Below are 15,136 nucleotides of genomic sequence, written 5' to 3' on the forward strand. Positions count from 1 at the left end.
TTGTTTCAATTACTTCCACCAAATCCAAGTCCAAAGGTAATTTCGTACATTTCGAGGAGTAATACGAATGAAGCGCTCACCGTCAAAGAAGCAATTTAAATTTGGAAGTGTTTCATCTGGATTTTCTGGAACAAAGGTGACGATGTTTTCGTTACTTGTAACGGTTACTGTAATTGGTGGGTCGGTAGGTGAGACTTGAAGTTGTAACGAAATATTGGCCGTATTTTTAAATTCATTATTAACAGGTGGACTTATTACTTGTACTGTGAATAACACGATAATTGTTTCGTTTGGTTCCAAATTAGTAGCGACTAGGAAACCGATATTCGGATTCGCTAGTGGAGAGCGTTCACTGTTAATAAAGACAGTGCCGTTTATAAATTGTAAACCTGCTGGAATAGTATCTTGTAATGAAATATTTGAGAGTGAAATTTTGGAAGTATTTGTAATGCGCACCGTGTAATCAAAATATTGATTTAAATAAGCAGAGCTGACGGAAGCATTTTTCGTGACTGTTGTAGTTATAAATTGAACTGGTATACGAACGATATTTGAATTAACAATGAAAGTAATAATTGGATCCTGTGGTGTCAATTGAAAGGCAGCGGTAACTGTTGCAGAATTTATAATTGTACTGTTTGAAGGAATAGAAGTTACGAGGACTTGAAATGTTATAGTTGCTACTGAATCTGCAGGTAAAGAGCCGATATTAATACCAGTGTCTGGACGAACATTTGGAACGGGAGTACCGTTAATTGTTACGCTGTTTTCTATAAATGTTGTACCAGCTGGAATTGTGTCTATAACAGAAGTGCTGATTGTCGGAATTGGGGAGTGATTAAATACCGCTAATGTGAATGTAATGATATCTCCTATAACGACAATAGATTTGTCAGTTGTTTTTTCAATACGAACCATCGGATCAATGACTGCCGTTGTAACGGTATTTGTTTGCTTTGTAATTGTAATAGGTGGTTTTGTTGGATCAATGATAACGGTATAGGAAACAGAAGCATCGTTATTAATTGTAGGTTGAAGAGTAGAAGAAGATATTGTCACTTGGAACGTAATAAAGACAGAGTCATTAGGAGCAAGATTTCCTAACGTAATACCATTTTCAGGATTCTCATTAGGCTGATTGATTCCGTTAATCGTAACACTACCAGCAACAAAAGTCGTATCTATTGGTACGGTGTCTATGGCAAGAAGGTTTTCAATCGTTACATTACCGCTATTCGTAATCGTAATTGTATACGTCAAAGTTTGAGCAGGTAAGGCATTCGTTACATCAACAGATTTTATGGCAATGACATTATCATTTTGGACAGTAGTTGTGACGGTATTTGTTGTAGTCGTATTTGTAACAGGTACGTTATTTGGGTTGACTATATAGTTAAAAGTAGTAATTGCGTTGTTGTTTAGTTCATTTGGTGTTGGAATAGAAGTCACAGTTACTTGGAATGAAACGATAGCATTTCCATCAATAGTTATAGTACCAAGTGGTATGCCGCTTACTGGATTCGCTCCTGGAAGAGTTTCTCCGTTTACAATGACGCTATTTTCTATAAACGTAGTACCTTGAGGAATAATATCTTGAATGATCACATCATTTGTTGCAACATTACCGGTTTGATTTAGTGTAATCGTATATGTTAACGTATCACCAACCGTTGCAAATGCAAGGTCAACAGCTTTATTACTATTCAAATTTGCGTGATTAATTTCTGTTGCGGCAGCTGATGAAATAATAGTTTCGGTAATAGGTGGTCGATCTGGTACCGTGTATTCATATTTAATTGTACTCGTGTTAGAGATTGGATTTGTTTGTGGAATCGAAGTAACCCGTACTTGGAATAGAATAGTTGCTGTCGTATTAGGTGGAATGGTATCAATTTGTATACCGTTAAGAGGGTTGTCATTTGGCCGAGCGTTGCCGTTCACGATAACACTATTCTCTATAAAGCTCGTATTTACTGGGATGACATCTGAAGCAATAATGTTTTCTACTTGTATATTCCCATTGTTTGTAATGGAAATGGTATAAGGGATAATAGTTTGTAGGTCAGCATATTGGATAGGCGTTGTTTTTGTCGCAATTACATTAGCAGAAATAACTTCAGTGGAGGTAATATTGCTAGTCGATATTTGTTTTTCCACGTTTATTGTATAACGAGAAGTTGATTGATTTTGAACATGGCCGCTAGCAGGAAGAGCTACGACAGTAACAGAAAATGTGACTGGGATAGAAATATTAGGAGCAATCGTTCCTACAAGTATACCTGCACCTGGATTGGCGTTAAGCTGAGGAATGTTATTTACTAAAACGCTACCGTCAATAAAGGTTGTTCCATCGGGTATATTGTCTGTAAATACAACAGCAGTGGCATCCGTATTCCCTGTATTCGTTAAAGTTGTTGTATAAGTTAAAATGTCACCAATTGTTACAGAGGTCAAATCAACAGTTTTAAGTGAAACGATATCAGCATCATTAATTTGAACGAAAGTAGTATTGGAAGTAGTAGATTTTTGAATTGGTGCAAAGTCAGGATTGAAAATAAAGTCGTAGACGATGTTTGCAGTATTAGGTGTTGGATTTACAGCAGGTAAATTCGTAACGGAAACTTGGAATGTTATTGTAGCCATTTGACCTGCTGCGACATTAGGAATGGAAAAGCCGATATTCGGATCTGCTGCAGGAAGTACAGTATTGTTAACTATTACACTTCCTGGAATAAATACTGTTCCATCCGCTATAGTATCTGTAAAAAAGATGGAGTTAGTTGTAGTCGATCCATTATTTTGAATGAATACTGTATATTCAATGGTTTCATCAATGTTAGCTAATACAGTATTAGCAGATTTTGTAGCAATAAGAATAGCATCAATAAATTGTATATTTGTACTATTGGAAGAGGTTGTTTCTGAAATTGGTGGTCCGCTTGGGTCTGGTCGATACTCATAGTGAATGACGGCGATATTATTAATGTTATTTTGTGGCGGTATAGAGACTACACTTACTTGGAACGTAACAATAATTGTATTATTTGGAAGAATTAAATCAAGATTGATACCGGTAATTGGATTTTCGTTAGGTCTTGGTACGCCATCTACAAGAATGCTATTTGGAACGAATGTGGTGCCAGCAGCAATTGCGTCAAGTAGGAGAGTATTTGTAATAGGTATTGTACCGGCGTTTGTAACTGCGACTGTATATGTGATGATTTGACCGATACGTGTAATGGATCTGTTAGCGGATTTAATTGCACTAACATTTGCCGTTCGCACTTCAGTATTTACTGCATTTGATAACGATCTACGCTGAATAATTGGAGAACTAGGGTCAATTTGGTATTCGTACGAAGTGTCTGAAATATTAATGACTGTATTGCCCTCTGGTATATTTGTAAGTTGTACTTGGAATGAAATAGTGACTGTTTCATTTGGTTGTATCGTGCCGAGAGTTACTCCGTTTTCAGGATTAGCGCCAGGCTGAGTTACATTATTTATTGCTAAGCTATCCTCAATGAATATAGTACCTTCTGGAATGTTATCAATGAACACGGTATTGTTAGCCGGAACGGTTCCTATATTTTGTAGTGTATTTGTGTAGGTAATAATTTGCCCGATTGATATGAAATTTACATCCGCGCTTTTAACAGAAATAATATTTGCATTTTGAAGTGATGTTGTAACAATGTTAGAATTTGCAGAGCGATTTACTGGTGGGGCTGTAGGAATACTTACATATTGGTAAGTTGCTGAAGATTGATTTGCAATTTCGGTTTCAGTAGGTGGATTATTTGTTTGCACTTGAAATAGTATCGTTTTGGAACTGTTTGCTGGAATTGTTCCAATCGGTATTCCGTTTTCAGGATTTACACCTGGCTGAAGGACACCATTAATTGTGACACTATCGGGAACGAATGTAGTCCCAGCTGGAATAAAATCTGTGAAATTAATATTTATTGCGTCAACATTACCGATATTTTTCACTTCAGAAATATAAAGTATAGTTCCACCGATATCTACAGTTGTTGGATTGGATGTTTTAGTAATTGTCAATTGTGCTTGCACGAAATTTGTAATGACGATATTACTAGTAGATGTTTCAGTAATAGGCGGTTGCCCTGGGTCTGGTTGGATTGTATATGTTGTATTGGATTGATTTGTAATCGATTCTTGCGAGAATGAATCGTTAATAAGAATTTGGAACGAAATAAGATGAGTAGCGTTTGCTGCTAGGGTAGGTAAAGTAACACCTACATTTGGATTAGCACCAAGTATAGTTGTTCCGTTAAGTGTAAAACTATTTTCTACGAATGTAGTATTTTGGGAGATAGTATCTGAAAATATGAGATTAGTAGCTGGAATATTTCCGGTATTTTCTAGTGTTATTGTGTAAGTCAAAATATCACCTGTTGTTGCTTGTTGTGAATTGACTCCTTTTAAAGAAAGGATAGTCGCATCCGAAATTTGTGTGAAAGCAGGATTAGACGTAATTGTTCGAGAGATGATAGGGGCAGTTGGATCGGCGATAAAAGTATAGTCAATACGGGCTGTATTAGAAATTGGGTTCACGCTTGGAATAGATTGAACGATAACTTGGAATGTTACAGTGACGTTTTCTGACGGTGCGATGGAGTTTAATGGTATTCCTACGTTAGGATTGGCACCTGGAACGGAAATACTATTAATAGTTACGCTATTCGGAATAAATGCAGTTCCTTCTGGGACCAAATCTGTTAAAGTAACTGTATTTGCAGTAGTATTTCCGTTGTTTTGAACGACTACTGTGTAAGTGATTGTACCGTCAGTAGATTGTACGAGAGAATCTGTACTTTTAATTACGGATAACGATGCATCAACAACAGCTGTATTAACCGTATTAGACGAGGATGTTGCCGTAACAGGAGGTTGACTTGGATCGACAATATACGTGTAACTTGTAAGTGCTTGATTTATAATCGCTCCTTGCGGTGGAATAGAACTTGCAAGAAATTGGAACGTAATAGTAGCGGAATCACCTGGTGCGATAATACCAACTGGAATACCGAGAGTTGGACTTGCATCTGGAAGTGAAATCCCGTTGAGCGTAACACTATTTGGAACAAATAATGCTCCTTCAGGAACTCCGTTAATGAGTAATACAGAGTTTGCAGGGAATTTTCCAGTATTCGTTAATGTTGCTGTATACGTAATTATATCCCCGATAGATACAATTGAACGATTTGCTTGTAAAACAGTTGTAACAGTCGCGTTATTAATTTGTGTTGAAGCGCTATTAGAATTTATTGTGCCTGTAACAGGAGGAGAGGTCGGATCAACGATGAATGCGTATTGAATAGATGCTACGTTTGTAATCGGATTTGAAGGTGGAGTTGATGTAACTATGACTTGGAAAGTAACGGTTAAGGAACTACCTGCGCTAACTGTTCCGATATTAACTCCGTTATTTGGATTTGCGCCTGGAATGGTATTTCCATTTACAGCAAAACTATTTTCAACAAAGGTCGTTCCAGTTGGAACTGGGTCTGAGAAATTTACATTCGTAGCGTTTGTATTGCCGTTATTTTGAATCGAAACTGTATAAGTGATCGTATCTCCAATATTTGCAAAGGCTGTATTAGCAGTTTTTACAGCTGAAAGTATGGCTGTATTAATAGAAGTAACGAAGACATTCGTTTCCACATTGCCAGGCTGAGCCAGTAATGCATTGCCTACGTTATATTGGAAGTTAACAAATCCTAAGTTTTGGAGTTCAGGTGTGAACGTTGTTGGATTACTTATGATTTGTACTTGGAATATGATTGTAACAGTTTGATTTGGATTGATTGTATTTATACCAACACCGTTAATAATCGAAGCGGATGGTAATGGAGTGCCATCAACAATAACTGATCCTGCAACAAATTGTGTCCACGATGGTAAAGGGTCTGAGAATATAGCGTTGTTAGCAGGAATATTGCCTGTGTTCGTAATAGTCGTTGTATACGTAATCGTATCACCAATCGTTGCAAAAGTTTTATCTCCTATTTTAATAGTATTTAAAATAGCACTTTCAATTTTTGTTGTAACGTTGTTAGAAATAATATTTTTTGAAACTGGAGGATTAGCTGGATTAACGATATGTTGAAAGCTAACGCTAGCTTGATTAGTAATTGGATTTATAGGTGGAATTTCATTGGCGATAATGTGAAATGCTACGATGACAGATTCGTTTGGCGCGATATCACCGATTGGAACGCCTGTAATGATATCTGCATTTGGGATGCTAGTTCCGTTCAGTGTAAAGCTATTCGGTTCAAAGGAAGTTCCGTCTGGAATAAGGTCGGTAAAAATAACATTCGTTGCACTCACATTTCCGCTATTTGTAATTGTAACGGTGTAGGTAATATCCTGCCCGATATCTACCGTAGATACATTTGAATTTTTTTGTGCAGTAAGGATAGCGCTATTAATTTGTGTTGTCGTTGTATTAGATTGATTGGAAATTGTAATAGGTGGTTGGCTAGGATCAACGACATAATGATATGTGGTAGAAGCAGAGTTAGAAATGGGATTAAGTGTTGGAAGTGTAATAACAGTTGCTTGAAATGTAACGATTGCCGTATTACCACCATTAATGGAACCAATATTTACACCAGTTGATAAATCGGCGTTTGGAATGGTTTGCCCATTAACTGTGAAACTATTTGGAACGAAACTTAAATTGCTATCAAGAATATCGATAATAGTTACATCAGTTGCGGTCACATTCCCGGTATTAGGAAGGTTAAGTGTAAATGTTATTGTATTACCAACATCTGCAAAAGTAAGATTTGCTGTTTTGGTGCTAATAATAGTTGCGTTGTTTATTTGAAGAAGTGTAGTGTTGGAAGTAGCTGCACTTGAAATGGGAGGATTAACAGGATCAACAGTAAATTCATACGTCGTTGTTGCTGTATTTGGTGCAGGATTAATAGGTGGGATGCTGTTCACCGTAACTTGAAAGACGATACTATATATTTCATTTGGTGGAAGTGTTGCAAGTAATACGCCTGTATTTGGATTCGCATTCGGTTGTAAAACGCCATCGACCGTTAATGTGTTAGGAACAAATGTGAGTCCACTTGGTAATGCATCTGTGAATACAATATTAGTTGCATCGGAATTGCCTACATTGGTAATAGAAGTAGTATAAAAAGCAGTTTGCCCGATATCTGCAAAGGATACACTTTCATTTTTCGTCATAGATAATATTGCTTCTTTAATTTGTGTTGAAACAGGATTACTAATAGAAGTTTCTGCATCAGGTGGTGAGACTAATTGGTACGATGTTGATGAGAAATTTACAATTGGGTTTTGGGTTGGTAATGAGGTCACATTTACTTGGAATGAAACAGTTACTGTAGCCCCAGCTGTTATCGGCCCAATATTTACACCGTTTGTTGGATCTGCACCACTTTGAGGAATTCCATTAATAGAAAATGAATTTGTAATAAATGTCGTTCCGCTCGACATAGCATCTGTGAAAATAACATTTTGTGCGGAGGAATTTCCATTGTTTGTTAAAGTGACAGTATAAGTGAGTGTATCTCCGGTGTGGCTAAAAGCTTTATCAACTTGTTTCGATGAAAGAATGGTAGCAGTATTAATTGTAGTAAACGTTGTGTTTGAAGTAACATTTCTTGAAACAATCGGTGCATTTGGATCAGCGATAAATGTGTAAGAAGCAGTAGCGGAATTGGCAATAGGATTTTGAACAGGGGTAGAAGTAGCGTTAACTTGAAATGCTATAGATATTGAGCTGTTAGGGGCAATTGATCCAATCGTTATGCCTGTATTAGGATTCAATCCAATTTGTGTGAGTCCATTTATTGTAACGCTATCGGTAATAAATGTTGTACCATTTGGTATAAGATCCGTGAAAGTAATATTCGTTGCATTTGTATTGCCGTTATTCGTTAAAATTGTCGTATAGGTAATGGTATCGCCTAGTGTTACAAGTGTTTGATCGACCGATTTTACCATCGTTATCATAGCATCTAATACAGGATTTGTAGCAATATTTGTTGAAGTAGAGGTAGTAGCAGGAGCGCTGTTAGAATCAACAGCATAAGAATATAAAATTGTGTCATTATCCATAATCGAATTTGAAGGGGGAACAGAAATAACATTTACTTGGAAAGTAACAGTTACTGTTTCACCTGGTGCGATATTTGGTATATTGACTCCAAGTGCTGGTTGTGCACCAGACTGCTGAACGCCATTTATTGTGACTGAATTTGGCATAAAAGTAGTGCTAGCTGGAATAGCGCTTGTGAAAGTAATATTCGTTGCGGCTGTATTTCCTGTATTTGTAATAGTAGTTGTATACGTAATTGTATCTCCAACTGAAACTATAGATTTATCAGCAGTTTTTTTGGTTGATAAAATTGCACTATTAATAGTTGTCGAAACCGTATTAGATACATTCGTTTGTGATACGGCAGGTTGGCTAGGGTCGACCACATGTGCAAATTGTACAGAACTAAAATTAGAAATTGGATTTATACTTGGAATGTTTGTAACAAGTACGTTGAGGGTAATAACGGCCGTTCCATTTGGGTTTATATTTCCAATCTGAATCCCGTTAGCTGGATTTCCGATTTGCTGTGTACCAGAATCGTTTGTAAGAGTGCCAGATATGAATGTTGTTCCGTCAGGTAAAATATCTGTGAAAATTATATTTTGTGAAGTGACATTTCCAGGGTTATTTAATGTAATCGTATAAGAAATTGTATCGCCAATTGTCGCGAAAGTTTTATCTACAGATTTGATTGCCACAATTTCCCCAGAATTTATTTGTGTCGAAACGGGATTAGATGTCGTATTTCTTGAAACGAGTGGTAAATTAGGTCCTGTCATAAATTGATAATCAATGGAAGCTCCGTTTACAACTGGTGAGTTTGGCCCCCCAGGTCCAATTGTGAAAATTGGATTTGGAATGCTAACTACTTGCACACGGAAGGTAACGTTTGTAAAATCTCCTGCAATAATATCCCCAATTGGTATCCCATTCGCGGGATTTACCCCAGGTAATAAAACCCCGCCTACTCGAACGCTATCCTCTATAAACACTGTATTATTTGGAATTGGATCTGTAAAAATGATATTCGTAGCAGTTGCGTTTCCTATATTCTCCAATAAAACAGTATACGTTAAAAATGAATTTCCAGGTGCTACGTCAGAAAATAGTCGATCCACACTTTTCGTTGCTTGAATAATTGCTTCGTTAATTTGAACTAAAGTTGGATTACTTGTAGCTGTTTCTGTCACAGGCGGCTGGGTAGGATCAACAATGATCAAGTATGTTGTGCTAGATTGGTTCAAAGTTGGATTGGTAGCTGGTATTGAGCCAACGATAGCTTGAAAGCTAATTGTTGTCGTTCCTCCAACTGGAATTGAGTCTAAAGAGATCCCGCTATCTGGTCTAAATCCAAGTTGTGGGATGGTATTAATTTGTACGCTATCAGGAACGAATGAAAGTTCAGGTGGTAATATATCGATAAAAACAGGTGTGTTTGCGGTAGTATTTCCGCTATTGGTGAGGGTAGTTGTATACGTAATTGTATCTCCAACAGCAGCAAAAGCACTGCTTGCAGTTTTTGTTGCGATAACAGAAGCAGTATTTACTTGTGTAAAAGTTTTATTAGATTGAACTGTTCGGGAAACTGGCGGTTCATTTATATCTACAATAAAGCTATATTGAAGCGATGATTTGTTCGGGATGGGATTCGGGTTTGGAAGTGTTGTAATGTTTACTTGAAAACTGAGTGTAGCAGATGCATTTGAATTCAAGTTACCAATATTGATACCGTTTTGTGGATTTGCATTCGGAACGGTTACACCATTTATCTTAAAGCTATTTGGGATAAAGGTAGTACCGTTTGGAATTGTATCAGTAAAAATAATGTTGTTCGCAATAGTATTTCCGGTGTTTGTAATAGATGAATTGAATGTAATTGTATCACCAATTGTAGCGAAAGTTGTACTAGCGCTTTTATTTATTACTAAAGTAGCGTCAATAATTGGTGTAACTGTTGTATTTGTTACGGTGCTACCAACAGCAGGAGATTGGTTTGGGTTCACGGTATATTCATAATTTACAAGAGCATTATTTGTTAATGTGCCACTAGGTGGTATCGCTAAAATTTGTGCTTGAAAAGTAATGAATACAGTATCTCCTGGCGAAATATCTGCCAAGTGAACACCAAGTGATGGATCTAATCCTGGTTGTGGAACATTATTGATAGTTACGGAGTTTTGGATAAATGAAGCTCCTGCGCCAAGCCCATCTGTTAAAACAGTTGCACTAGCAGGGATATTACCTGTATTTGTTACTGCAATCGTATAGGTAACAATATCACCAATTGCAGCTGTCGGTGTATTCACAGACTTAGTAGCGACAATAGTAGCGTTATTAATTTGAGTTGTTATTACGTTACTTAACGTATTGGCGGATGCTGGAGGTAAGTTAGGATCTACGACATACTGGTACGTTGTATTGCTTTGGTTCGGGATTGGATTTGGGTTCGGGATAGAATTTACTTGTACTTGGAATGAGATGATTGTATTTGCATTCGAATTTATTGGGTCGATTGCAATTCCGCTTGCTGGATTGACATTAGGCAGTGTATTCCCGTTTACAGTAACACTATTAGGAATGAACGATGTCCCGTTTGGAATTACATCTGTAAATATTACATTTGATGCAAGTGTGTTCCCGTTATTCGTTAAAGTAGTTGTGTACGTAATAATATCATTTACGTTAGCAAACTGTTTATCTGCCGATTTAGTAGCGGCAATTGAGGCGTTATTAATAGTTGTCTGTACAGTGTTAGAAGCAACCATCTGCATTACAGCTGGTTTGGATGGATCATACGTATATTGGAATGTTGTGCCTGATTGATTTGTAATTGGGTTTACAGCAGGGATAGTTGGTACAAAAACTTGGAATGCAACAGTGCGTGATGAATTCGCTCCTATCGTACCAATCGAAATGCCGTTAGCAGGATTTGCATTAGCTATAGGGACATTATTAATCGTTACAGTATTAGGAATGAAGAGGGTACCCGCTGGAATGATATCTGTAAATGTTACATTAGCAGCAGGGATATTCCCGTTATTCGTTAAAATAGTCGCATATAGTATGACATCACCGACATCAGCGAAGTTCGTACTCGTTAGTTTTGTAGCAACGATATTAGCAGTATTAATTTGTGTAGTTACTATATTGCTAGCAGTGTTTCTAACAAGAGCAGGTAAGTTTGGATCAGCGATAAAGCTATATTGAAGTGCAGCGCTGTTTTGAATTGGGTTTGGTGAAGGTAGCCCATTTGCACTTATTTGAAACACAATCGTTGTAAAACCACCCGAAGGAATGGAGCCCACTTGAAGACCGGCACTAGGGTCTGCACCTAGTTGTAAAGCACCACCTATAAAAATACTATTTGGAACGATAGTGGTGCCATTAGGGATTATATCGGTAACAATAACATTATTTGCTGTAGTATTGCCAAGATTAGCTAAAGAAATTGTATATGTGATTGGTTGCCCGACGTCGGCGATAGTTAAATCTACTTCTTTGACAATAACGACATTTGCTAAATTAATTTGTGTACTTACAGTGTTACTTACAGATGTTTCTATAGTTGGTGGATCGCCCGGATTTAAAATAAAGCTATACTGTGTACTAGATGAATTTAATGTTGGATTTTGTGTTGGTAAAGAGGTGACGGTTACTTGATAAGAGACGGTAAGTGAACCGTTAGCAGCAATGGAAGGTAGCGGAACACCTATATTTGGATCTGCGTTATTTTGAAGTACACCATTAATAAGAAAAGTGTTTGGAATAAAGGTAGTACCGTCTGGATTCGTATCTACGAAAGTAGGGCTATCAGCAGAAACACTTCCTGCATTCGTCAAAGTAACAGTATAAGTTAATATATCCCCTACGGTAGCGAACTCTCGATCCACTGTTTTGGCTGAAATGACATTTGCATCGTTTACTTGAGTAAATGTAGTGGTTGAAGTAGTGTTCTTACTTACAGGTGAAGTGTTTGGATCAACGATAAAGTTATAGGAGATGGAAGCGCTATTTGAAATAGGGTTTGGATTTGGAATGCTAGTTATTACTACTTGGAATGAAGCTGTAATTGTAGTATTAGCATTGATGCTACCAATATTGATGCTAGCTGGTGTAACGCCTGGCTGAGTAACACTGTTAACTATAACACTGTTTAGGACAAAGGCGGTTCCATTCGCAATTGAATCAGATAGTAATATATTGTTCGCTGCAACATTTCCATCGTTAGTAAGGGCAAAGGTGTAAGTTAATACATCACCAACTTCCGCAAACGTTTTATCTACAGATTTATTAACGTGGAGATTTGCTAGTCTAATTGTTGATGTAACAGAATTAGAATTTGCTGTTTTTGAAGTCGGTGGCAAACTTGGATTTACAGTGTAAATATAAGAGGCGAAAGCGTTATTAATGATAGGATTTTGGGCAGTGATGTTAATGACTGTTACTTGAAAGGATAAGGTAAAAGTAGCTCCACCAGGAATTGTGCCGATAGGTAAAGCAACGAGAGAATCTACATTCTGCAAAACCCCGTTTAGTGTTACAGTACCAAGAGTCAATATCGTTCCGTTTGGAAGTGGATCTGTTAGTTGAACGTTATTAGCGGCTGCATTTCCACTGTTTGTAATAAGGATTGTATAACTTATCGTTTCGCCAATTGTGGCAAATTGTTTGTTAGTTGATTTTGTTAATGTTAAATTCGCATTGTTAATTTGAGTGGAAACGAGATTAGAAGAAATGTTTTTTGTAACGGGAGATTGGCTAGGGTTGACGGTATATTGATAAGAAGCGCTTGATCCGTTAGATACGACATTTGACGCGGGTATTGTGTTTACTACTACTTGAAATACAACATTTTTTATTGTGCCGCTTGGGATGGATCCAATGTTCACGCCGGTAGCGGGATTTGCGCCCACTTGTGTCGTGCCATCTATTGTTAAACTGTTTAGAACAAAAGTTGTTCCAGTAGGAATGATATCTGTAAAAATAACATTGTTCGCATTTGTATTACCTGTACCTGTAAAGGAAACGGTGTACGTTAGTGTATCACCAATATCTGCGAAATTTTTATCTACTGCTTTTGCCATTGTTACAGTGGCGTTATTCACTTGAGTAGATACGATATTGGTCGTATCAGTCCCACTTACTGCAGGTTGATTTGGTACAGGAATGTATTGATATGTTGTTGTACCACTATTTAATATTGGATTTGTTTGGGGGATAGAAGGAACGAATACTTGAAATGAAATAGTAGTAGTAGAATTTGCGGCAATTGATCCAATTGATATACCATTAGCGGGATTTGCGCCAGCTTGAGTAACTCCGTTCACAGTTACACTCCCTGGAATGAAAGTAGTCCCGCTAGGAATCGGGTCCGTATATATAACATTTGTTGCAGCGATATTTCCTATATTAGCTAAGGCAATACTGTAAGTTAATGTTTCACCAATATCGGTAAAAAGTTTGTTAACTGATTTTGTTCCATTAATATCTGCCAGGTTAATTTGTGTTCCAGCAGAGTTGCTTGTTGCAAGACCGTTAAAAGTTGTTCCTCCGGCAATTGGTGTATATTGAAATGTAATATTAGCAGTGTTAGAGATAGGATTTTGACTTGGAAGAGAAACGACAGTAGCTTGGAAAGTTACTGTGCGAGAAGCACCATTATTAATTGTTCCAAGTGATATACCAGCCGCGGGATTTGCATTTGTTTGTGGTACGTTATCTACTGTTACAGTGCCGGGTATAAAAGAAGTACCGTTAGGGAGACTATCTATAAAAATAGCGTTATTGGCAGGAAGAAGTCCAGTGTTAGGGATAGTAACTGTATAAGTGAGAATATCTCCAATTGCAGCAACACTTTTATTTACGCTTTTCGTTGCTTGTATATTTGGTGAGTTTATATTAATTTGTAAGCCTACTGTATTCAACATATATGCGTCTCCGTTAGTAGTTAAACGGATTGCGGCGGATACTTGTGAGTTTGTTAAATAAGGAGAAATATCAATAGAAGTAATATCCCAGCCCTGTCTTCCAGCGGAGATGTTTGTACCTGTAGAAGCACTTTGATTTCGCGTTCCAAATGTCCCAGTTGTATCTAAATTTCCTGCAGCATTATTAACTTGAGAACCGAAGAAATTATTTACAGCATTATTTGGCCCAGATAAAGCATTTAATGAACTGAAATTTGGTCCAAATAATGCTTGATCCCCTATTAAATCTGCATCTCCTTCAATAGAACTTAAAAATAATCTCCCGCTTACAGGTCCTCCTGAAGGTGTTAAAAATCCAGAAACAGCTACATCGGCACTACCGGTATCAGCAGAAACACGGTTACCCGCTACATAAATGGTTAAGTTTCTTGCTGGCAATGTCCCGTTTTGATAAGCGACGATAAGCGTCCATCCAGCCGAATTAATTGTTCCATTAGAAGCATCTATAGGATCTACAAGTCCAGGAACCGCGCCTGTAGTATAGGAACCAGCACCTCCCGCTTGAATAAGGGTTGTTACGTCTGTTGAACGAGTGTAAAAGCCAAATGTAATAGAGTTTGAAACGAATGTTTGGTTTGAAGCCGTAACAGCTGAAGGAGTAATCGAGTATGTTGAAACAGGTGTTGTAAAAGAAACTGGGTTTCCTAATACACTCGTAATGTTTTGATCACGAGATAAATAGTTTCCACCCCAAACGAGTTCTGCGTAAAGAATAGTACTACCAGCAGGGATATTTAAAATAGCGGTAGAACTATTTTGTGTATAGTTTAACGTTGTACCAGCAGGAAAAGTAGGTACTTGTAAAGCAGTATTCGTAGTTGCGAATGCACCAATTGCCCCGATTGTACCAGCACGGTTTTGATTACTAATTTTGCTTAAGCCTAAAGTATTTCCAGTAATAGCGAGTGCGCCGTTAGTGGTGGTAGAAAATCGATTCGTAATGGGCATGTTGTCACCTCATTTACAATATAGTCTTGGTCAAAATAACATATGTATGTGACAAATGAATGGAAACATGTACAAGTTGATTTAGTAATAATGA

1 protein-coding gene is annotated in these 15,136 nt (G+C 37.4%); it reads right to left on the reverse strand.

Features of this window, described 5'->3' with window-relative positions:
* Positions 1-9 precede the first annotated feature (9 nt).
* Positions 10-15,042 carry a DUF7507 domain-containing protein gene (locus MHH27_RS08425; protein WP_340942199.1) on the reverse strand — a complete coding sequence of 5,011 codons (15,033 nt, stop codon included), beginning with the start codon at positions 15,040-15,042 and terminating at the stop codon, positions 10-12.
* Positions 15,043-15,136 lie beyond the last annotated feature (94 nt).

It is taken from the genome of Bacillus sp. FSL L8-0152 (genome assembly GCF_038006365.1).
In the GTDB taxonomy this organism is placed as follows: Bacteria; Bacillota; Bacilli; order Bacillales; family Bacillaceae_G; genus Bacillus_A; species Bacillus_A cereus.

Coding starts and splice junctions, on each gene's coding strand:
- MHH27_RS08425 (WP_340942199.1), bottom strand. CDS start 15,042: ATGCCCATTACGAATCGATTTTCTACCACCACTAACGGCGCACTCGCT.